The sequence below is a fragment of the Photorhabdus temperata genome (assembly GCF_025384845.1).
Lineage (GTDB): Bacteria > Pseudomonadota > Gammaproteobacteria > Enterobacterales > Enterobacteriaceae > Photorhabdus > Photorhabdus temperata.
The window spans coordinates 1-22,563 of sequence record NZ_JAJAFX010000023.1; the positions used below are offsets into that span (position 1 = coordinate 1).

Annotated in this window: 23 protein-coding genes and 1 other annotated feature; of the genes, 4 read left to right on the top strand and 19 right to left on the bottom strand. The window is 43.4% G+C overall.

Translation table 11 applies throughout. The annotated features are described in order from the left end of the window. Nucleotides 1-411: 411 nt before the first annotated feature. The 19 genes from LGZ99_RS10560 to LGZ99_RS10645 all read right to left on the bottom strand — a co-directional run bounded on the left by LGZ99_RS10560 (nt 412) and on the right by LGZ99_RS10645 (nt 18,704). Nucleotides 412-897, bottom strand: coding sequence for a C40 family peptidase (locus LGZ99_RS10560; protein ID WP_036838001.1), 486 nt, complete (start codon nt 895-897; stop codon nt 412-414). Between the two features lie 93 nt (nt 898-990). After that, nucleotides 991-1,383, bottom strand: a complete 393-nt coding sequence (arnF, locus tag LGZ99_RS10565; protein WP_021323025.1) for a 4-amino-4-deoxy-L-arabinose-phosphoundecaprenol flippase subunit ArnF — start codon at nt 1,381-1,383, stop codon at nt 991-993. Next, on the bottom strand, nt 1,380-1,724 hold the full coding sequence (gene arnE / locus LGZ99_RS10570; RefSeq protein ID WP_021323024.1) for a 4-amino-4-deoxy-L-arabinose-phosphoundecaprenol flippase subunit ArnE: 345 nt from the start codon (nt 1,722-1,724) through the stop codon (nt 1,380-1,382). The genes arnF and arnE overlap by 4 nt, the downstream gene beginning before the upstream one ends. Then, the gene (arnT, locus tag LGZ99_RS10575; RefSeq protein ID WP_031280623.1) at nt 1,721-3,382 is read right to left on the bottom strand and encodes a lipid IV(A) 4-amino-4-deoxy-L-arabinosyltransferase; all 1,662 of its coding nucleotides are present in this window, start codon (nt 3,380-3,382) and stop codon (nt 1,721-1,723) included. Before arnT ends, arnE begins: the two co-directional genes overlap by 4 nt. Nucleotides 3,383-3,389: 7 nt before the next feature. Beyond that, the gene (gene arnD, locus LGZ99_RS10580; RefSeq protein WP_021323022.1) at nt 3,390-4,283 is read right to left on the bottom strand and encodes a 4-deoxy-4-formamido-L-arabinose-phosphoundecaprenol deformylase; all 894 of its coding nucleotides are present in this window, start codon (nt 4,281-4,283) and stop codon (nt 3,390-3,392) included. Beyond that, on the bottom strand, nt 4,280-6,265 hold the full coding sequence (gene arnA / locus LGZ99_RS10585; protein ID WP_262979105.1) for a bifunctional UDP-4-amino-4-deoxy-L-arabinose formyltransferase/UDP-glucuronic acid oxidase ArnA: 1,986 nt from the start codon (nt 6,263-6,265) through the stop codon (nt 4,280-4,282). The genes arnD and arnA overlap by 4 nt, the downstream gene beginning before the upstream one ends. Beyond that, nucleotides 6,266-7,252, bottom strand: coding sequence for an undecaprenyl-phosphate 4-deoxy-4-formamido-L-arabinose transferase (arnC, locus tag LGZ99_RS10590; protein WP_021323020.1), 987 nt, complete (start codon nt 7,250-7,252; stop codon nt 6,266-6,268). Next, nucleotides 7,253-8,398, bottom strand: coding sequence for a UDP-4-amino-4-deoxy-L-arabinose aminotransferase (arnB, locus tag LGZ99_RS10595; protein WP_036837998.1), 1,146 nt, complete (start codon nt 8,396-8,398; stop codon nt 7,253-7,255). A 129-nt stretch (nt 8,399-8,527) separates the two neighbouring features. Further along, nucleotides 8,528-9,304 carry a vitamin B12 ABC transporter ATP-binding protein BtuD gene (gene btuD, locus LGZ99_RS10600; protein WP_235184716.1) on the bottom strand — a complete coding sequence of 259 codons (777 nt, stop codon included), beginning with the start codon at nt 9,302-9,304 and terminating at the stop codon, nt 8,528-8,530. 4 nt (nt 9,305-9,308) lie between these two features. Next, complete coding sequence (btuC, locus tag LGZ99_RS10605; RefSeq protein WP_023044034.1) at nt 9,309-10,316, bottom strand: vitamin B12 ABC transporter permease BtuC; 1,008 nt, start codon at nt 10,314-10,316, stop codon at nt 9,309-9,311. Nucleotides 10,317-10,381: 65 nt separating this feature from the next. Next, nucleotides 10,382-10,678, bottom strand: coding sequence for an integration host factor subunit alpha (gene ihfA / locus LGZ99_RS10610; protein ID WP_011146885.1), 297 nt, complete (start codon nt 10,676-10,678; stop codon nt 10,382-10,384). Nucleotides 10,679-10,682: 4 nt separating this feature from the next. After that, nucleotides 10,683-13,070, bottom strand: a complete 2,388-nt coding sequence (pheT, locus tag LGZ99_RS10615; protein WP_036837995.1) for a phenylalanine--tRNA ligase subunit beta — start codon at nt 13,068-13,070, stop codon at nt 10,683-10,685. Nucleotides 13,071-13,084: 14 nt separating this feature from the next. Next, nucleotides 13,085-14,068, bottom strand: a complete 984-nt coding sequence (gene pheS, locus LGZ99_RS10620) for a phenylalanine--tRNA ligase subunit alpha (protein ID WP_021323016.1) — start codon at nt 14,066-14,068, stop codon at nt 13,085-13,087. An 87-nt stretch (nt 14,069-14,155) separates the two neighbouring features. Next, nucleotides 14,156-14,280: a sequence feature (Phe leader region), on the bottom strand. Beyond that, nucleotides 14,230-14,274, bottom strand: a complete 45-nt coding sequence (gene pheM / locus LGZ99_RS24810; protein WP_133814189.1) for a pheST operon leader peptide PheM — start codon at nt 14,272-14,274, stop codon at nt 14,230-14,232. Its footprint overlaps the feature before it by 45 nt. A gap of 104 nt (nt 14,281-14,384) precedes the next feature. Next, nucleotides 14,385-14,741, bottom strand: a complete 357-nt coding sequence (gene rplT / locus LGZ99_RS10625) for a 50S ribosomal protein L20 (protein WP_021323015.1) — start codon at nt 14,739-14,741, stop codon at nt 14,385-14,387. 42 nt (nt 14,742-14,783) lie between these two features. After that, a complete protein-coding gene (rpmI, locus tag LGZ99_RS10630) occupies nt 14,784-14,981 on the bottom strand; it encodes a 50S ribosomal protein L35 (RefSeq protein WP_006118955.1) in 198 nt (65 codons plus the stop codon). Between the two features lie 97 nt (nt 14,982-15,078). After that, complete coding sequence (gene infC, locus LGZ99_RS10635) at nt 15,079-15,618, bottom strand: translation initiation factor IF-3 (protein WP_072008840.1); 540 nt, start codon at nt 15,616-15,618, stop codon at nt 15,079-15,081. A gap of 3 nt (nt 15,619-15,621) precedes the next feature. Continuing rightward, nucleotides 15,622-17,550, bottom strand: coding sequence for a threonine--tRNA ligase (gene thrS / locus LGZ99_RS10640; protein ID WP_023044037.1), 1,929 nt, complete (start codon nt 17,548-17,550; stop codon nt 15,622-15,624). A gap of 482 nt (nt 17,551-18,032) precedes the next feature. Further along, complete coding sequence (locus LGZ99_RS10645; RefSeq protein WP_021324212.1) at nt 18,033-18,704, bottom strand: transglycosylase SLT domain-containing protein; 672 nt, start codon at nt 18,702-18,704, stop codon at nt 18,033-18,035. A gap of 220 nt (nt 18,705-18,924) precedes the next feature. Here LGZ99_RS10645 and LGZ99_RS10650 point away from each other — a divergent pair, with 220 nt between their 5' ends. From LGZ99_RS10650 to LGZ99_RS10665, 4 genes are read left to right on the top strand one after another with little or no spacing between them, the layout of a single operon-like run. Beyond that, nucleotides 18,925-19,839 (top strand): metal ABC transporter substrate-binding protein, encoded by a 915-nt coding sequence (locus tag LGZ99_RS10650; RefSeq protein ID WP_023044039.1) that lies wholly within the window; start codon nt 18,925-18,927, stop codon nt 19,837-19,839. Next, nucleotides 19,836-20,732, top strand: coding sequence for a manganese/iron ABC transporter ATP-binding protein (locus LGZ99_RS10655; protein ID WP_021324214.1), 897 nt, complete (start codon nt 19,836-19,838; stop codon nt 20,730-20,732). Before LGZ99_RS10650 ends, LGZ99_RS10655 begins: the two co-directional genes overlap by 4 nt. Beyond that, nucleotides 20,729-21,604, top strand: coding sequence for a metal ABC transporter permease (locus LGZ99_RS10660; RefSeq protein WP_021324215.1), 876 nt, complete (start codon nt 20,729-20,731; stop codon nt 21,602-21,604). Before LGZ99_RS10655 ends, LGZ99_RS10660 begins: the two co-directional genes overlap by 4 nt. Continuing rightward, entirely contained in the window at nt 21,601-22,485 is an 885-nt protein-coding gene (locus LGZ99_RS10665) for a metal ABC transporter permease (RefSeq protein WP_021324216.1), read from the top strand. The genes LGZ99_RS10660 and LGZ99_RS10665 overlap by 4 nt, the downstream gene beginning before the upstream one ends. Nucleotides 22,486-22,563: the final 78 nt, after the last annotated feature.

The following is a 22,563-nucleotide window of genomic DNA, read 5'->3' on the forward strand; positions in this document are numbered from 1 at the left end:
CAAATGTAAAATAAATCTCTTTTTAAAAAGTTAAAAGCCTTTTATTTAAAATTTTGTTTCGGATAATCAAATCACACTTGAAAACTGATGTTAGCAAACAGGCTGGCGTAAATAAACATCAAAGCATATACAGACATTACGGTTCAGTAACCGACCTCACAGCATTTCTTTAATCGTTTTTAATACTACTAAACATTATTGTTCTTTTTCACTATGCGGTTAACCCTATTAAATATTTTAACACAATTTCATATTTTTATTATTTGGTTAACTTTGTTACCTTGTTAATCAATTTAAAACCTGTTTTTCCTGATATTTTAATGTCAATATAACATCGAATTTTTACCCACTTTAAAAAACCCTTAATCACTGTTTTACCTTTGCTGATTAAAGTTTTTACCTGTTTTTCCGTTAAATCCTACGAGCTTGCCAAAAAGCTTTTCTCCAGTAAACATTATTCATAGATGAACGGGTTACACCTTTATGGGTTGATGCATGAATAAATTCATTGTTGGCATCATAAATACCAACATGTAACCCATGTTCACTACTGCCTGTTTTAAAAAAAACTAAATCACCCGGCATTAAATCATCCTTATCAATGCGGGTTCCTAACCCTATTTGCCCACGGGTAGTACGAGGTAATTGAATATCAAACCGATCACTAAATGTACGGTAAACAAAACCAGAGCAATCGACTCCCTTACGATCCATCCCACCATAATGATAGGGTGTGCCGTACCATTGATTAAGCTGCTCTTTAAGTTGAGCAATCACCATGATGGGATCAGAAAGCGCCGTTTTTAACGCAGGAGCCTGAGTTCTGGGGGTATGGCTGGAACAACCAATGAGTAATAGGCTGAATAACAACAACAGCTCTTTTATTCTTATTGTCATCAACCTCACCCCACAGAACCCGCAAAATACGCTAACTTTATCCAGACCCCAATCAAAAAACAAGGCTGTCTTGCAAGCAGAAGAGCTAAGTATTTATTTTGTCATCCGTTCTGGACGGCTAATCAACCAGATACCAAATAAAATGAAAATTACACCTACTGTTTTCAACAAGGTGACTGTTTCATTAAACCAGGGCAATAAAGCCGCCATGAAATAAACAAATACATAACTCAGGCTTATTAACGGATAAGCTTTATTTAATGGTAAATATTTCAGCGCAAATAACCAACATAGCATAGATAACAGATACCCAGCCAGACCAGCCATTATCGTCACGAGAGAATGGCGATTATCCCATAGCCACCCAAGATCAAACCAATGCAAGCCAAGGTTCAATGCCGGCAAATTTACAACGCCCCATTTCAGTAATAGCTGTGCTATTGTCACCAATAATACGCTGGCTAATCCCCAAATATAACCTTTCATTCATTCAGGCTCATCAACAAAATTCCCAACATAATACAAGTAACCCCACTCCAATGCTTTCTGTCTACTTTTTCCTGATAAAGAAATTTCCCCGCCAAAGTAACCATAATAAAATTGATACTCAACATGGGATAAGCTATTCCCAACGGCAATATCTGTAACAAACGCAGCCAAAATAACATCCCGACAGCTAACAGAATCACTGCCCCTACCAACCATTTCAGCGCTAATGCTTTCTTGTTATCGGCATCACTCTGCCAGCATATCACAGCCTGTTTCTGACATAGCTGACCAGCACATGTCATCAGGCTGACCAGCAACAACAAAGCAAAACTTATCATGGGCGTTTCTCATAGACCATAATAACGAAGCGGTAATTACGGCTGACTTGATCTGCTTTTGGTAAATCAGGTAATTCTTCATTTTTATACAAATGAAAAAGTACTGATACCCGGCCTTCTTTACGGGCCTTTTCCAGCCATTGCGGAAAATCTTTATCACTAATATGCCGGTATCGGCTATCCGGATAATTCAAACCATATTCCAGTTCACCAAAACGCTCAAGCATATAAATATCATTGCGTTTCATCTCCCATGCAGCACTAGTCGCAAGACCAACACTTTCCGATACAATATATCGACTGTCTGCAAGCTCCTGACGATGCAGGTTAATAAAACGCTGAGGCAATTTGGAGTTAATGATATTTTCAGGCAAAGCACTACCAATCGTCAGACTGACAACAATAGAGCAAAATGCCGCCCACAACCAATATTTCCCATTCAGCATGAAACACAGATAGCCAATAATTGCCCAGATCCCAAAGGCAACAATAGCTAAAACCCATTTAAGCCATTCTGATGGCTGGTATAAAGCGTGTTTTGTCACTGCTTCCATAGCAAACAAAGCTATTACCGCCAACAGACCAATGAATACGTTAACCATTCCATTGATCTTCAATAACTTCATCTTACCATTTTTTACGCAATCTACGCCAAATTTAGCCATCATCATTGCCAATGGCGCCATACAGGGCAAGATGTAAGTCGGCAGTTTTCCTTTTGCAATACTGAAAAACAGTAATGGCACCGCAAACCAGCAAAGCAGGAAAAACATTTCAGGATGAGATTTTCTCTCTTTCCAGCTTTTAATCACAGCCCCAGGCAATAATCCAAGCCACGGGATCACACCAAGAATCAGAATCGGGATATAATACCAGAATGGTGCTATATGTTGGGCATCATCGGCTGAGAAACGCTTAACATGTTCAATCCAGAAGAAATAGTGCCAATAATCAGGCTCACGCAGGGCAACCGCAATAACCCACGGTAAACTGATTGCTATCGCGGAAATAATGGCAAGCGGACCAAAGCATATTATTTGCCAGACCCGTTTCTGATAAATGACAACCGGCAACATAGCAATCACCGGAACGGCCAAGGCCAGAAACCCTTTCGTCATAAATCCCATACCACAACACAAACCAAGCACCAGATATGCTATAATCCGCTGCCAGGTACAATCTGCTTTTAATGCCCAGAAACTGCACACCATGGCCGCAGTCACCCACAAAGAGAACATCGGATCAAGCACGCTATAAGTGCCAATCGCCAAGACCAGAAACGTTGAGATATAAATCAGACTGGTAGCAAAAGCAATATGCCGGTCCTGCCACATCATCATAGCAAGCCGATATAACAAAATTGCACTGATGAAAATACAGAAAACTGATCCAAAGCGGACAGCAAAGTTATTATCACCAAAAATCCATTGGCTGATATTATTAATCCAATAACCCGCTACCGGCTTTTCAAAATAACGAATATCCAGTAAATATGGAACAATCCAATCTCCCCGTTGCAGCATTTCACGACTAATTTCTGCATAACGGGTTTCGTCTGGTTGCCATAACAGACGACCATTAAGGGGTAATAAATAAGTAAGGACAAAAAAAAGAGCCATCAAAAAGGCCCCTACTTTACACGCCCGGTTATTTAACATAGATAAGTTAAACCTCTTGTTGGCATCCCAACCACCCTTCTCTGCCAGGAAATTCAGAACGAACAATTCTTCCCACAGGAATTCGCTGTATATTTTCAGGCAGCAGATGACTCAATGCACAAAATTGTATGTTTTCCCAGTGAGCCATTTCCAGCAGAGCTTCAAATTCTGTGGATTTAGACATCCCTTCCACTTCCGTATGGATGGTATATACCGGGACTCCCTGGTTGTTTTTTATTTCATCAAGGATAAACCGGTTAAAATCTTCATCTTTAACCTGAATTCCTATCACTTCATCATAAGTTGGCAACGTCACCGGAATTTGCACAGTGCCAATAGTACCATCCGGTAAAATGGGCCGGAATGGATGGGTCCCCCGGCAATCACTGTTGTAATCAAAACCAAACCGCTGCTTTACTGCAAGTACGCGTTCATCTGCCCGCCAGCCAGCAACAGCGGAACACGTTACCCGTTGACCCGTTGCCTGTACCAAAGCCTCCACGCCCAGTTTAACCTGCTCGGTTAACTGAGCTTCAGACCAGCGGCCAACTTTCGCCTGCCAACCCTGATGATCCCATGCATGCAAGCCAACTTCATGGCCTGCATCCAGCGTTTGCTTCATCAGATAGCCTAAGTCCCTGGCTATCTTCTTACCCGGCCATGCAGTACCCGCCAGTAAGATATCAAGACCATATAAAGATGCCGCATTTGATCTCAACATTTTCCATAAGAATTTCGGCCGTAAAAGACGCCATAAATGGCGTCCCATATTATCCGGCCCGACACTGAAGAAAAAACTGGCCTGAATCTGATGCTTCGCCAAGATTTTAAGCAACTGCGGTACCCCTTCAACGGTTCCTCGATAGGTGTCCACATCAATTCTCAAGCCAACTTGTTTCATGCACTTTTCCCTAATTCTTCCACTTCACCACGCAGGAAGAAATCCAATGTTTCATTGATCGTCTGTTTCATCTCAATGGTTGGTTTCCAACCCAGCAGCCGTTCCGCATTTTTAATGCTGGGCTTACGGTGTTCAACATCCTGATAACCTTTACCGTAGTAACTTCCGCTTTCAATCTTTTTGAATCCGGCAAACGGCGGAAAATGGCCTCTCAACTCATGATTTTCAAAGCTATCAAGTAACATTTCTGCTAACTGGCGAATACTGGCTTCGTTAGTTGGATTACCAATATTGACAATTTGACCATCACACAATCCATCACGGTTTTCAATAATCCGGAATAGCGCTTCAATACCATCATTAATATCAGTAAAGCAGCGTTTCTGTTCACCACCATCTACCAGTTTGATCGGTGAACCTTCAACTAAGTTCAATATCAGTTGTGTAATTGCTCTGGAACTGCCAATACGCGCAGAGTTCAGGTTATCCAAACGTGGCCCCATCCAATTAAATGGACGAAATAGCGTGAATTTAAGCCCTTCTTTCTCACCATATGCCCAGATAACACGATCCAATAATTGTTTGGATACAGAATAGATCCAGCGCTGTTTGTTAATCGGACCAACAATCAGACGAGAATCATCTTCATCAAACTCTTTATCATCACACATTCCGTAAACTTCTGATGTGGACGGGAAAATAATCCGTTTATTGTATTTAACACAATAACGAACAATCTTTAGATTCTCTTCGAAATCCAGTTCAAATACGCGCAGTGGATTGCGGGTATATTCAATTGGGGTTGCAATAGCCACCAGCGGCAGAACCACATCACATTTCTTGATGTGATACTCGATCCACTCAGTATGGATGCTGACATCACCTTCAATGAAGTGAAAACGCGGATTACCGATAAAACGTTCAATAGCAGCAGAACCGATATCCATACCGTAGATATCATAGTTGCCATCACGCAACAGGCGCTCTGTCAGATGATTACCGATAAAACCGTTCACACCCAGAATTAAGACACGCTTACGGTGGCTAATTTGAGAGGTTGCCTTTGGGCCGACACGTATATCAGTCACAATGCTCATATCCGCCGCCAGACGCGTCCCCTGAACATACAGACCGGATTCATTCTGCCCACTCATAATTTCCAGCGCACCTTGACCACAGGCAATAATCAGCGGAGCTACAGATAATATAGTACCTGGCTGTTTGTTATGCGTTTTATTCAGCACGGAAGCCTGCCAAATAGTCATCTTGCGATCACCCAGGAAAGTAAATGCGCCAGGATAAGGTTCTGTCACAGCCTTTATCAGGTTGTTGATTTCAGTGGCTGATTTGTTCCAATCAATTTCGCCATCAGCGGCAGTACGGCGACCAAAGTAAGTTGCCTGCTTCTCATCCTGCGGTGTTGCAGTGTAAGTTCCCGCTTTGATCTGCGGTAATACTTGATCAAGCAGTTTTTCCGCCGCTTCACGCATTTTACCGTGTAGAATCAACGAAGTATCTGTTTTTGCAATAGCAACTTTATGTTGAGCAACAATATCCCCTGCATCAGGTTTCAATACCATTTTATGCAGGGTAACACCCGTTTCTGTTTCACCATGCAAAATCGCCCAGTTAATAGGGGCACGGCCACGGTATTTTGGCAACAGAGAACCATGCAGATTAAATGCGCCTGCGCTCGCCAGCGATAAGATATCTTCGCTCAACATGTCCCGGTAATAAAAAGAGAAGATCACGTCAGGCTTCATTTCCCGGATACGTTCAATCCAAAGTGGATGGTTAACGTTCTCTGGTGCAAAAACCGGAAGCGCCAAATCTGCACTCAAACGGGCAACAGAAGAGAAAAAATGGTTTTCAGTAGGATTATCTGTATGGGTAAATACCGCCTGAATATCAAAGCCAGCTTTAGTTAAGGCATTGATCCCGACACAGCCGATATCATGATAGGCAAAGATAATTGCTTTCATTTAGTATTCTTCCTGGTTTTCTGAGTTGTCGTTGGTCTTTTTATTTCCGACCACTTTTTGAATAAAATAACGTGGGCGCGCACGGACATCGTTATAAATACGGCCTATGTATTCACCTAATAAGCCCATTGCGACGAACTGTGCGCCAATAAACATGAAAAGGATGGCAAACAGGGTAAACACCCCTTCTGCTGCCCAAATAGAACCGAAAATCAGACGTAAAGTTATCAGCAGTACCGCCAGTAAAAAACCTGAAACTGCAATGACACTCCCGACTACGCTCAACAAACGCAGTGGTGCCGTTGTCAGGCAGGTAAGCAGGTCATACATCAGGTTAATCAGCTTCATGAAGTTGTATTTGGAATCACCAAATTCACGCTCTGCATGAGCGACATCAATCTCTATCGTTTTACGGGCGAAGGTGTTTGCCAGAATAGGAATGAAGGTGCTGCGCTCATGGCACTGCAACATAGCTTCAATAATGTGACGGCGATAAGCACGAAGCATACAGCCATAATCCCCCATAGAACGGCCTGTTGCCTTAGTAATCATCGCGTTGATGATTTTTGAAGCGGTTTTACGAAACAGGGAATCCTGCCGGTTAGCCCGGCGGGTACCCACAACGTCATAACCCTGTTCTGCGGTTTTAACCAGACGGGGGATCTCTTCTGGCGGATTCTGTAAATCTGCATCAAGCGTAATAACCAGATCGCCATTGACCTGATTAAAACCCGCCATGATTGCTGAATGCTGGCCGTAATTACGATTAAGCAGAATTGCAATAATATTATTTTCAGGTTGTTCCGCTGCCTGAATCAGAATTTCCGCAGATTTATCACTACTGCCATCATCAACGAGAATGAGCTCATATTCCTGAGTCAATTGTTTACAAGCTGCCAAGGTTCTTTCCAGTAAAAGAGGTAAACTTTCCTCTTCGTTATAAACTGGAATAACAACAGAAACTTTCTTAATTTGTTCAAAGGACACTTATCTGCACTCCGAAATAATTTCTTGTAAAGCATCAATTACACAGTCCACATCGTCATCACTCATATCAGGGAAAAGTGGTAATGAACAAAGCGTTGCTGAATTCCATTCTGACTCAGGCAGCGACAATTGCGGGTAACGTTCCCGATAATATTTTTGCGTATGTGCGGCTCTGAAATGCAAACCTGTGCCGATATTTTTTTCCTTTAGACGTTCCATTAATGTGTCGCGGTCAATACCACAGATTTCCTTATTAATCCGCACCATAAACAGATGATGTGCATGTAAATGTTCATAATCGGGTACACTTAGCATCTGCAATGGCAAATTTTTTAATGCCGCTGAATAACGGGCTACAATTTGCCGACGGCGAGCATTCATTGATTCCAATTTACTTAATTGCACAACAGCAATCGCAGCATGAATATCAGATAAATTATATTTGTAACCCGGTTCTACAACTTCCGCCTGCTGTTTCCTGCCCTGAATTTGACGATCAAAAGCATCAACACCCAATCCATGAAACTTTAGACACCGGATTCGTTCAGCAAGTTCATTATTATCAGTAACAATTAAACCACCTTCCGCACAGGTGACATTTTTTATGGCATGAAAAGAGAAAATAGCCGTACCATGCTCACCAACCCACTCATTTTTATAACGAGTCCCTATTGCATGAGCCGCATCTTCAATCAACGGAATACCGGCATCCTGAGCAATGACACGCAGTGCATCCAAATCACAGGGAGCCCCAGCATAATGAACAGGGATAATCGCTTTGGTTCTGGAAGTAATTGCTTCCTTTACGGTTTCTGCTTCGACCATTAAGGTATTGCGATCGACATCAATCATGATCGGCTCGGCACCAAGCAGACAGATCATATTTATTGTGGAAACCCAAGTTTGAGACGGCGTAATAACTTCGTCACCAGGACCAATACCCAACGCCATTAATGTCAGGTGCATACCTGCCGTTGCAGAAGCTAAGGCAACCGCATGTTTACAACCAAACATACGGCAGAAGTCCTGTTCCAATTGATGATTTTGCGGGCCCGTTGTAATCCAGCCCGAACGAAGAACTTTCTCTACCGCCTGAATTTCTTCATCACCTATGGCAGGACGGGAAAATGGCAGAAAACGATCCATAAAAAACAGTCCAATTCATTCATAGTATGATGATATATTAGATGACTGTATTTTAACGAATCATCAACGCAGGTATGATTTAGTAAATTAAGTGAAAATTACAATAGGTTTACCCTGACTGAACTATGATCAAGGCAAAAAAACTCGCCAATATTTATGCCTTTTCTCTGACACGCATTTGATATCAGCCGCAAAAACGCTGGAAAGCGTATTTTCTTTCATTACCTCATCCGGTTTTCCATCCGCAACCAATCGACCATTGGCAAGCAACCAGATCCGATCAGCTTTATCATAACTGTGATTAAGATCATGGCCGCTCATGATAACGGTTCCACCGAGTGCACAGAATTTCTTTACTAACAGATCAAGTGCTGCCACCTGAGTGATATCAAGGTTATTTGCAGGTTCATCCAGGAGTAATAATTTACCTTTCGAATTAACTGATGGCCAAACCTGTAAAAAAACCCCGGTTAACCGCACCCTTTGCCATTCACCACCAGATAAATTTCCTACCGGTGTCTCCAGCAGCATTCCCAATTTAAAATAAACACAGAGTTCTGACAGCACATCGTCACAATTAACCCGATGGTGCATCAAGTGCAGTTGCAGATATTGAAAAACCGGCATTATGGGTACAGAAGAAATTTGCTGGCTGAGCCATGCTCTGTGCCGTGCTAATTCACCGTGGCTATATTGACTCAGGCATTTTTGTTGCAAATCAATTTCACCACTATACGGCAAAATACCTGCCATACAGGCCAATAACGTACTTTTCCCTGAACCATTCGACCCAATGAGATGGATTTGTTCACCTTGGTGTATTGAGGCTGTCAGCGGCATTAATCGGTTTTGTACTGAGATTTGCCGGAGAGTCATCAACTGGCTAGTGATTTGCACATCATTCACTTTCTTAACTCCAGTCTCTGACTTTTAACAATAACCAGATGAATACCGGTGCTCCTAATGTTGCAGTCACAACGCCAATCGGTACTTCTGCATTCGTCAGGCTAAGGCGGGAAAGTAAATCAGCCAGCAATAATCCATAGCCGCCTGCCAGAACACAGGCAGGCAGTAGTGTTTTATAATCTGTCAAACCACACAAACGCAAAATATGTGGGATCACCAAACCAATAAAGCTGATTGTTCCAGCAAGTGCAACACTTAACCCCACCAGCAATCCAATCGCGCAGACAAATAGATTACGCCAGCGATAAAGTGAAATACCCAACTGCTGAGATGTTGTTTCTCCCAGTGAAAGAAAATTAAGTACTTTTCCTTGACTGCTCAACCAAATGATTAAAGGAAACAAAGCAACAACCAACCATTGCTGTCGCCAGTCTATCCCACTGAAACTGCCCATCATCCAGTACATTAGCTGGCGCAAGTCCAGACTGGTGCTAAAATAAACCATCCATGTCATCAATGCACCAGAGACAACACCGAAAGCGACACCCACCAATAACAAACGGGCATTATTCAGATGACGCTTTCTTGAAAAGGTCAGTAATATCATGGTGACAGTGAGCGCGCCCAGCACAGCGCCAATGCTCAACAACCAGAATGGCGTAATACCGTGAAACATCAGCACCAAAAACACAACCACTACGCTGGCGCCATTACTGATCCCCAATAATCCCGGTTCAGCCAGCGGGTTTTCAAACAGCGCCTGCATCACCGCACCCGCCACAGTCAGGCTTGCGCCTACCGCAACGACAGCCAGAACACGAGGAAAACGCAGCTGCCACACAAACAATTGACCCGTTTCAGAAAACCATTTATCAGGCCATATCCAATTTTCCCCAGCACACAGTGAGAGAAAAAAAACAAATAAAAATAAACAAGTTAGAATTGTCAGAAAGCGATAATCACGCCTTTTCTGACGAATCACTAATTCAGCAATGGAATAGGTGGGTTGCATTGGAAATCAGCTCATAAGAGAGGATTTTTATAAGAAAAAGGCCGCTATTAATGCGGCCTTTTTGATTATTCCTTAGGTGTGGCTTTCTCAACCCTGCTTTTTAACTTCTGACCAGGGCGGAATGTCACTACTCGGCGAGCAGTAATCGGAATATCTTCACCTGTCTTAGGATTACGCCCCGGACGTTGGTTTTTATCCCGTAAATCAAAGTTGCCAAATCCAGACAATTTTACCTGCTCACCATTCTCCAAAGAACGACGCACTTCTTCAAAGAATAATTCAACCAGATCTTTAGCATCACGCTTGCTAATTCCCAGTTTCTCAAACAGATTTTCTGACATTTCAGCTTTAGTAAGCGCCATAGGTTCAGTCCCTCAAGGATGCTTGGAATCGCTGTTTCAGTACTGCAACACATTTATTAATAGTTGCAGCAATCTCTTCTTCTTCCAGTGTACGTGCGGTATCCTGCAAGATAAAACTTATAGCAAGGCTCTTGTGACCCTCTGCTACACCTTTACCACAATACACGTCAAACAAGTTTATGCCAACTATATGATTTACGCCAACTTTCTTGCATTCTGCCAAAACATCTTCTACAGCAACATTTTCAGGCACCACAATGGCGATATCACGACGGTTTGCCGGGAAACGTGAAATCTCTCTCGCGTCAGGAACCACGCGGCCTGACAGCTTGTTCCAGAGTATTTCGAATACCACTGTGCGACCATTTAAATCAAGTTTACGTTCTAATTCCGGATGGACAACACCAATGTATCCGATGTATTCATTTTCCAGATAAATCCCGGCACTTTGACCTGGGTGCAACGCCGGATTTACATCTGCTCTAAAAGAAATCTTAGATAATTTTCCGGTTAATTCCAGCACAGCTTCCAAATCGCCTTTCATATCGAAGAAATCGATAGATTGTTTTTCCAATGACCAATGCTCTTCAAAACGATTGCCGGTAATGACACCACCTAGCATCAGCTCCTGGCGAATACCCTGCTCCGCATTTTCATCAGGAACAAAACGCAAGCCGGTTTCAAACAGGCGTACACGGTTTTGCTGACGATTTTGGTTATACACCACCGTTGTCAGCAAACCCGTCAGCAATGATAAACGCATTGCAGACATATCCGCTGAAATTGGGTTAGGCAGCATCAATGCCCGTTGCTGTGGATGCAACAATGCCTGAATTTTAGGATCAACAAAGCTGTAAGTAATCGCTTCCTGATAACCTCGGTCAACCAACATGGTTTTAACACGTTTCAGGGAAAGATCCACTTCGCGGTGTTTTTTCATGATGAGATCTGCACGCATCGGTACATCTGGAATATTGTTGTAACCGTAAATACGGGCAACTTCTTCCACCAGATCTTCTTCAATCTCCATGTCAAAACGCCAGCTTGGTGCAATCGCCTGCCAACAGTTTTCCTGAACAGTGACTTTACAACCTAAACGGGTCAAGATATCACCAACCTGCTCATCAGGCACACAGTGACCAATCAAACGATCCAATTTTTCACGGCGCAGTGTGATTGTTGCAGATTTTGGTAATTGAGATTCATCAGTAATATCAATGATCGGGCCTGCTTCACCACCACAAATCTCAATCAGCAGTTGAGTCGCTCTCTCTATTGCCTGGTGTTGTAACTGAGGATCAACACCGCGCTCATAGCGGTGAGATGCGTCAGTATGTAAACCATAACGACGAGCACGACCAGCAATCGCCAAAGGTGCAAAAAACGCGCACTCAAGTAAAATATTTTGCGTTTCTTCATTCACACCTGAATGTTCGCCACCAAAAATACCCGCCATTGCAATGGCTTGTTTTTCATCAGAAATAACAAGAGTATCAGCAGAAAGCTTGGCTTCTGTGCCATCCAGCAAAACTAGTTTTTCATCCGGTTTCGCCATACGCACAATGATTGAACCCTTTAAGCGTTCTAAATCAAACGCATGCAATGGTTGACCTAATTCAAGCAACACATAGTTAGTCACATCGACAATTGGGTCGATAGAGCGGACACCACCACGACGCAGTTTTTCACGCATCCACAATGGCGTTGTCGCTTTCACATTGATTTTTTCGATTATCCGCCCCAAGTAACGAGGGCAAGCTTCTGTTGCTTCAACATGAATAGGAAAAACAGCATCTGTTGTTGGCTTGATTGCCTCAATTTGCGGTGCAGATAATGGCATTTTATTAGCGACTGCCACATCACGTGCAACCCCCATAATACTCAGGCAATCAGCACGGTTAGGTGTAATGCTGATCTCGATGACGCTATCATCCAGCTTCAGATATTCACGCAGATCAACACCTAAAGGCGCATCAATAGGTAATTCAATAATACCGTCGTGATCTTCAGAAATACCCAGTTCAGAGAAAGAACACAGCATTCCTTCCGAAGGCTCACCACGTAGTTTCGCCGCTTTGATTTTGAAATCACCCGGCAGCACAGCACCCACTGTGGCGACTGCAACTTTCAACCCCAAGCGGCAGTTCGGTGCGCCACAAACGATAGCCAATAAGCGCTCACCACCGACATTCACTTTTGTAACCCGCAACTTATCCGCATTTGGATGCTGGCCACATTCAACAACTTCACCAATAACCACACCATGGAATTGACCAGCAACAGCTTCAGTGCCATCAACTTCCAGACCAACCATAGTGATTTGATCAGACAATTCTTCACTGCCAATGGCTGGGTTTACCCACTCGCGCAACCAGAGTTCACTGAATTTCATGAGATATTCCCGCCTTATTTAAACTGTTTGAGAAAACGCAAATCATTTTCGAAGAACGCACGCAAGTCAGTTACACCGTAACGTAACATTGTCAGGCGTTCCACCCCCATGCCAAAAGCAAAACCAGAATAAATTTCAGGATCAAGGCCAACATTATTCAACACATTAGGATGAACCATACCGCAACCCAACACTTCCAGCCATTTGCCGTTTTTACCCATTACGTCAACTTCCGCCGAAGGTTCTGTAAATGGAAAGTAAGAAGGACGGAAACGAACCTGCAAGTCTTCTTCAAAGAAATTAGTCAGGAAATCGTGCAATGTCCCTTTCAGGTTGGTAAAACTGATGTCACGATCAATAATCAAACCTTCCACTTGATGGAACATGGGCGTATGTGTCTGGTCGTAGTCATTACGATATACACGACCAGGTGCAATGACACGAATTGGCGGCTGTTGGTTATGCATAGTCCGGACCTGAACACCGGAAGTCTGAGTACGCAGCAGACGTTTGGCATCAAACCAAAAAGTGTCATGATCAGCGCGTGCAGGATGGTGGGCAGGAATATTCAATGCATCGAAATTGTGATAATCATCTTCAATTTCAGGACCTGATTCTACAGAAAAACCTAATTCACCAAAGAAAGTTTCAATCCGCTCTATTGTACGGTTAACCGGGTGTAATCCACCATTTTCCATACGGCGACCAGGCAGAGATACATCAATCTTCTCTGCGGCTAAACGGAAGTTCAGGAGGTCAGTCTCCAGTTTTTCTTTACGGGCATTCAAAGCTTCCTGGACTTCCTGCTTCGCCTGATTAATAACCGCCCCGGCGGCTGGACGTTCTTCGACCGGCAGATCACGCAGCGATGACATTTGGAGAGTTAAATGGCCTTTTTTGCCTAAATATTCAACACGCACCAAATCCAACGCAGCAACATCCTGGGCATCTTCTATGGCTGCTTTTGCTTTTGCAACCAATTCAGCGAGATGTGGCATCGTTTTCCTCTTCCTTCGGCCTAACGGCCTGCTAATAATGATCGTTAATGACTCTCTATAAACCTGCTTCTGTTTTTATGTGATAAAAACAAAAAAGCCTCCACAACGGAGGCTCAGGCGCTACTTTTCGTTTCTTTTCTTACGCGCAAAGCCCCCTGAATTCAGGCGCTAAAGTAAAAAAAGAAGCGAAAAAAAGCTAAAGGCATAATATTGGTTCTCTCGGAAAAAATATTTTTTCTGACAACGACGCTCTAGTAAGCCACATTTTCAAACAAAGTAAAAGAGGGAGCATGCTCCCCCTCTTAACGACTCTAACTTATGCCAGAGCGCTCTTCGCTTTTTCAACCAAAGCAGCAAATGCCACTTTGTCAAACACAGCAATGTCAGCCAGGATCTTACGGTCGATTTCAACAGACGCCTTTTTCAGGCCATCAATGAAACGGCTGTAGGACAGACCATTCTGACGTGCAGCAGCGTTGATACGTGCAATCCACAGTTGACGGAACTGACGTTTACGCTGACGACGGTCACGGTAAGCGTACTGCCCTGCTTTGATTACTGCCTGGAAGGCAACACGGTAAACGCGCGAACGGGCACCATAGTAACCTTTCGCTTGCTTTAAAATTTTCTTGTGACGTGCACGGGCGACAACACCACGTTTTACGCGAGCCATATACTTCTCCTATCGTCTCTGAGTTCTAACCTAAAAAATTGCTTATGCGTATGGCAGACAAGCAACAACCAGGCCCAGATCACCTTTGGAGACCATGCCTTTTGGACGTAAATGACGTTTACGCTTGGTTGATTTCTTAGTCAGAATGTGACGAAGGTTAGCGTGCTTACGCTTAAAACCACCACTTGCGGTTTTTTTAAAGCGTTTAGCGGCGCCGCGTACTGTTTTAATCTTTGGCATTTTAATTTCCACTTCGCATTGTTAATTACAACGAATCAGTAAGGCGAATAAGCCCCAACCAGACGAACCGACTGGAGCTTATTACTTGATTGCCTGACTATTTCTTCTTAGGAGCGAGCACCATTATCATCTGACGGCCTTCAATCTTCGATGGGAAGGATTCGACCACTGCCAGTTCATCCAGATCGTCGCGAATACGGTTAAGCATTTCGACACCAATCTGTTGGTGCGCCATTTCACGCCCACGAAAACGCAGGGTGATTTTGGCTTTATCGCCATCTTCCAGAAAACGAACCAGGTTGCGTAGTTTGACCTGATAGTCGCCTTCATCTGTACCAGGACGGAATTTAATTTCCTTAACCTGAATAACCTTTTGTTTCTTCTTCTGTTCTTTGATTGACTTACTCTTCTCATAGAGGAACTTGCCGTAATCCATGATACGGCAAACCGGCGGCTCGGCATTCGGGCTGATTTCAACTAAATCAACACCCGCTTCCTCAGCTTTTTCAAGAGCTTCTCTCAGACTGACGATGCCAATCTGTTCGCCATCTAAACCTGTTAAACGAACTTCAGAAGCGCGAATTTCTCCATTAATGCGATTAGGACGCGCCGTTTGAATTCTTTTTCCGCCTTTAATACCTTATTCCTCCAATTGATGAAGATTACGACTGCGTATTTCTATCAGCAGTTTTTCGATGAACTCGCTAACATCAATGCTACCTAAATCCTTACCGCGGCGGGTCCGAACAGAAACTTTTCCTGATTCGACCTCTTTTTCACCACAAACAAGCATGTAAGGAACACGACGCAGAGTGTGTTCACGGATTTTAAAACCAATCTTCTCGTTTCTCAAGTCTGCTTTTGCACGAATGCCGGCATCTTGAAGTTTTTTTGCTAATTCCTGTACATAATCAGCCTGGCTATCTGTGATATTCATCACAACGACCTGCTGTGGAGCAATCCATGTCGGGAAGAAACCCGCATATTCCTCAGTCAGGATGCCGATAAACCGTTCCAGTGAACCCAGAACCGCACGGTGAATCATTACAGGAACCTTACGTTCGTTGTTTTCACCTACGTAGGACGCACTCAAACGGCCCGGTAGTGAAAAGTCAAGCTGCACAGTACCACATTGCCACGCACGATCCAAACAATCATGCAAAGTAAATTCAATTTTTGGTCCATAAAAAGCGCCTTCACCCGGCTGATACTCAAACTGAACACCGTTTTCTTGCAGCGCTGCCGCCAAAGCTTCCTCGGCCTGACTCCACTGTTCTTCAGTACCAATGCGTTTTTCCGGACGGGTTGACAGCTTAACAACGATTTTTTCAAAACCAAAAGTGCTGTAAACGTCATACACCATCTTAATACAGCTGCTCACTTCCCGGTGAATTTGCTCTTCTGTACAGAAGATATGGGCATCATCCTGAGTAAAACCACGAACACGCATCAAGCCATGTAATGCACCTGACGGTTCATTACGGTGGCAACTACCGAACTCAGCCATACGTAAGGGCAAGTCACGATAAGATTTTAAACCTTGGTTAAAAATCTGAATGTGCCCTGGACAGTTCATTGGTTTAACGCAATATTCACGGTTCTCAGAGGAAGTGGTAAACATATGCTCACCATAGTTTTCCCAGTGACCTGTTCTTTCCCACATCACACGGTCCATCATAAATGGACCTTTAACTTCCTGATATTGATATTCTTTTAGTTTAGTACGTACGAAAGTTTCCAGCTCACGGAAAACAGTCCAGCCATCGTTATGCCAGAACGCCATACCCGGCGCTTCTTCCTGCATATGGTACAAATCCAGCTGTTTACCAATTTTACGATGGTCACGTTTAGCGGCTTCTTCCAAGCGTTGCAGATAAGTGTTGAGCTGCTTCTTATCAGCCCACGCAGTACCGTATATCCGTTGCAACATTTTATTGTTGCTGTCCCCACGCCAGTATGCTCCTGCCACTTTCTGCAATTTAAAATGATGACAGAAACGCATATTTGGCACATGTGGACCACGGCACATGTCAACATATTCTTCATGATTATACAGGCCAGGACGATCATCACGGCTAATGTTGTCATCCAAAATCTGTACTTTGTAATCCTCACCACGGGCGACGAACGCATCACGAGCTTCTTGCCAACTCACTTTTTTCTTGATGATGTCATAGTCTTTTTTGGCAAGCTCCAACATACGTTTTTCAAGCAGCTCAATATCTTCCTGCGTCAGGGCACGGCCAAGATCGATATCATAGTAGAAACCATTATCAATAACGGGTCCGATGGCCATTTTAGTATCTGGCCATAATTGCTTAATCGCATGGCCCAACAGATGTGCGCATGAATGGCGGATAATTTCCAGCCCGTCCTCATCTTTACTGGTAATAATTGCCAGTTTTGCATCAGAATCGATTAATTCACAGGTATCCACCAGCTCACCATCTACGCGGCCAGCAATACATGCTTTCGCTAAACCTGGACCAATATCACAGGCAACATCCATTACAGAAACGGCACGATCAAACTGACGTTGGCTACCGTCAGGAAGAGTAATAACAGGCATTTAAAATCCTTATCGACAGTGGTGACCCGCACGAAAGGTCACTTGAAGGAGTTTGATATTCAACTAAAATAACGATTTAAATTATTATCTAGTCAATCCATTTAGAGTTTGGTACTAAAATTGGTACACAATGTAAAAAGTGACTGCCTTTGATACCGAAACATCGCGAAAATATACCACCAACAAACATTCAGGTCACGGCTATGTTTAGTTAGAAAACCAAAGGGCATACAGCCTTAATAACCCACTGTATCAATAATACAATCATTGCAATGACGAAAAAGCACGATTTCTGCTCTTATTACAAAGCAGAATAGGCATCGCCAGCTTGATATTGAAATCAATGCAAGTCTTGAAAAAATCTTATAGGAAACATGAGTAAACAGTAATGGCGGTTCCCAGTTCTAACTGAATGTAATCATAATCAAATATATATTTCAGAAAAACTCATTAGAAATGGAATAGCCATTATTATCAGCTCTTTAATCTGCCATGGTCAATGAACGGTAAGCATTCTTCACTTTCCACAAATAGCGCGGCGCCTGAGGCGCCGGATGATTATCCTGGACATGCCGATAAAACTCATCCGGTGTCATCCGGTTTATTTTATTAACAGCTAACTGGCGGTCAGCACTAAACGTACGCAAGAGCGCGCCGGCACCATTGACGTAAGCAACGATAGTGGCATAGTAGAGCGTCTCCGGATTATCAATACCCGCCAAATGCTGCTCTTTTAGAAGACTAATATAAGCAGTGCCAAGATCAATATTGGTTTTAGGATCTTTCAACTCGCGGGTTGTCGGCTGACCAGAACGCCCTTTCTGTCGATACACATCCCGTCCTGCTGTTGATGCTTTAATCTGCATAAGGCCAATTGCATTCGATTTACTGATGGCATCGGGGCGAAAACCTGATTCAACTTGAATAATCGCCCTGATAAGCGTTTCATCAACACCGTACCGATTGGATGCCTGTTGAATAAATGTATCAAAAGGTGTCGGCGGGAAAGAAGAAAACCCAGCCAGGTTAGTAACGCTGCCACTGAGCATACGTTGCTGGCTTGGCTGTTTTTCGATATTGGTTTGCTGGGTATTCCTTCCAGCACAACCGACTAATAGCACAATCAGTGCCACAAAGCTGAGTCTTAATTTCACCCTTTAATCCTCTGGATCAAATCTACTACAGCGCAGCATATACAATTTCATTCACAACCCAAAAATATTTTACTTAACTTTTAACTCTATTCATGTTCATATCATACGAAGTGACTATTATAATAATCTCTGTTTCTGAATTTTATAATCTTGACTTTACTTAAATGATATTGATAATCGTTATCATATACATATTTTTAACAAGTAAAGGTTTGAATTCATGAAAAAGAAACTCTCTCTGCTTCCTTACCCTATACCAGGAATCATATTGATTCTCTTATCCATAATCTTATTTAGCCAGCAGGTATCCGCCGCAAAAAAATTCAAAGTCGTCACCACTTTTACTATCATTCAGGATATAGCACAAAATGTAGCTGGCGATGCTGCAATTGTTGAATCAATAACTAAACCAGGTGCTGAAATCCATGATTATCAACCTACTCCCAAAGATATTATAAAATCTCAACATGCTGATTTGATCCTTTGGAATGGATTGAATCTGGAACGCTGGTTCGAACGTTTCTTTGAAAACCTCAAAGATGTGCCCGCTGTTGTTATTACTGAAGGCATTACACCATTATCTATTCGTGAAGGGCCTTACAACGGAAACCCTAACCCTCACGCCTGGATGTCACCAACCAACGCTTTGGTTTATATTGAAAATATCCGCAAAGCATTTGTGAAATATGATCCTGAAAATGCAGAGATTTATAATAGGAATGCCAAATCCTATGCTGAAAAAATCGCCCAACTGGATTCTCCACTGAGAGAGCGTCTTGCCCGGATTCCACAGGATCAACGTTGGTTAGTCACCAGTGAAGGGGCTTTTAGCTATCTGGCTAAAGATTATCAATTCAAGGAAGTTTATCTGTGGCCAATCAATGCGGAAGAACAAGGTTCACCACAACAAGTTCGTCATGTAATTGATACGGTAAGAGAAAATAAGATCCCGGTTGTGTTCAGCGAAAGTACCATTTCCGATAAACCAGCCAAACAAGTCAGTAAAGAAACCGATGCCCGTTATGGTGGCGTTCTTTATGTAGATTCACTCTCCGGCAGTGACGGGCCAGTACCAACTTATATTGACTTACTGAACAAAACTGTAGATACAATCGCAAAAGGATTTAATCAATGAATAGCAATATGCTGTTTGAACGTCCTCATTTAGTGGTTGATGACGCCACTGTGACTTATAACAACGGTCACACTGCTATTTATGACGCCAGTTTTTCTATCACCGGCGGTACTATCTGTGCATTGGTTGGCATTAATGGCAGTGGTAAGTCCACACTGTTTAAGACCATTATGGGGCTGGTAAACCCATCTCAGGGGAAAGTTACCCTGAGCGATATGCCTGTCAAAAGTGCGTTAAAGAAAAATATCATCGCGTATGTCCCTCAGACAGAAGAAGTCGACTGGAACTTCCCAGTACTGGTTTCTGATGTCGTTATGATGGGCCGCTACGGCAAAATGGGGTTTTTGAGAATCCCAGGCAAGAAGGATCACCAGGCTGTTGATGAAGCACTTGAACGTGTTGGCTTGACAGCTCTGCGCAACCGGCAAATTGGAGAGCTCTCAGGCGGGCAAAAAAAACGGGTTTTTCTTGCAAGAGCGCTGGCTCAGGAAGGAAAAGTTCTGTTACTGGATGAACCTTTTACCGGTGTTGATGTAAAAACAGAAAATGCCATCATTGACCTGCTATGTGATTTACGTGATGAGGGTCATCTGGTTTTAGTCTCAACCCACAACCTTGGCAGTGTTCCCGAATTCTGTGACCACGTTATCCTGATCAACCGGACTGTTCTGGCAAGTGGCCCGACAGAAACAACGTTCACCCAGAAGAATTTGGAGATGACTTTTGGTGGAGTACTTCGTCACATTAATCTATCCGGGCCGGAGTTGCATAATGATGATGATCCGCGTTCCCTGACGGTTATTACTGATGATGAACGTGCCGCGGTGTTTTACGGTCAGGACCATCATGTTCCACCGAGGCAAACCCAGCAAAAGGAGAAACGTCAACCATGATAGAACTTTTGCTGCAACCTTTTCACTATAACTACATGGTGAAAGCTATCTGGGTCAGCTCGATTGTCGGTGCCGTTTGTGCCTTTCTTTCTGCCTATCTAATGCTAAAAGGCTGGTCACTAATGGGAGATGCGCTCTCTCACTCAGTTGTGCCTGGTGTCGCCGGTGCTTACGCACTGGGTCTTCCTTACGCAGGCGGCGCTTTTTTTACCGGCATGTTGGCAGCGCTATCAATGACTCTCGTTCGCCATATCACTCGCTTACGTGAAGATGCGGTGATCGGGTTTATATTTTCTACTTTCTTTGCTGCCGGCTTATTGATCGTTTCTCTCAATCCCACATCCGTTAACGTACAAACCATTATCCTCGGCAATATCCTCGGTATCGCTGATGAAGATGTTCTCCAGGTTGAAATTATCATTGCGGTTTCATTTATCGTGTTAATGCTTATTTGGAAAGATTTGCTGGTTGTGTTCTTCGACGAAACCCATGCACGTTCTATTGGTTTATCTCCCCTACGGATGAAAATCATTTTTTTTACTTTACTGAGTGCCTGTACCGTTGCTGCCTTACAAACTGTCGGCGCTATTCTGGTCATTGCAATGGTAGTAACGCCAGGAGCAACCGCCTATTTACTGACTGACCGTTTTAAACACTTACTGATAATTGCAGTGGCTATTGGCTCCCTGACCAGTGCGTTTGGTGCTTATTTAAGTTTCTTCCTTAATGGCGCCACCGGCGGTGTTATTGTCACGCTGCAAACCGTTATTTTCCTATTGGCGTTCTTCTTTGCACCAAAACACGGATTAGTCGCATCCCGTATACGTGCCAGAAAAGAATCCGTGGCATTGGCTAAGGAGACACCACTATGAACCAGTTGATTCAATTAATCACTGAGCCGTTTATGTTTCCATTCATGCAACGGGCAATGTTCGCAGCCATTGTGACAGGCGTAGTATGTGCGATGCTCTCTTGTTACCTGGTACTTAAAGGGTGGTCGTTAATGGGAGATGCTATCTCTCACGCCGTATTACCGGGGATTGTACTGGCTTTCGCTGCCGGGATACCTCTGGCTATCGGCGCGTTTCTTTCTGGTATTTTTTGCGCTTTTGCAACAGGATATCTGAAAGAACACAGCCGGATAAAAGAAGATACTGTGATGGGAATCGTCTTTTCCGGCATGTTTGCTTTTGGTTTAGTTCTTTTTGCCCGAATGGATACCGATCAACACCTCACTCACATTCTGTTTGGTAATATGCTGGGGATCACCAAAGATGAATTGAATCAAACATTATGGATTACCGGTATTACCATGGCGGTGGTACTGCTAAAACGTAAAGATTTCATGCTCTATTGCTTTGATCCGAACCAAGCACGCGTAGTAGGGTTACCTGTTAAATTTTTACATTACGGTTTACTTTGTTTGCTGGCAATGACTATTGTCGCCTCCCTACAAGCTGTGGGAATGATTCTGGTTATTGCCATGTTAATATCGCCGGGAATTATCGCTTTTATGCTATGCCGCAGTTTTGACCGAATGTTAATTGTCGCTACTGTTGCGTCGGTCAGCTCCTGTGTTCTTGGTACATTGATTAGTTTCCATATTGATGGTGCAACAGGGCCATGCATTGTTATTGTCCAGGCTATTTTCTTTACACTGGCACTGAGTTACAACCAGATAAAGCAGGCAAGAACGAAACTCAAACATAAAACCCATCAAGCTACTCTCCAAGTCTCCGACGAACCGAATTAATAACAAAAAGGGTTATATCTGTTTTAAGATATAACCCCGCTAATCATCTTTTTTACCGACTCATATATTTTCTCTGAC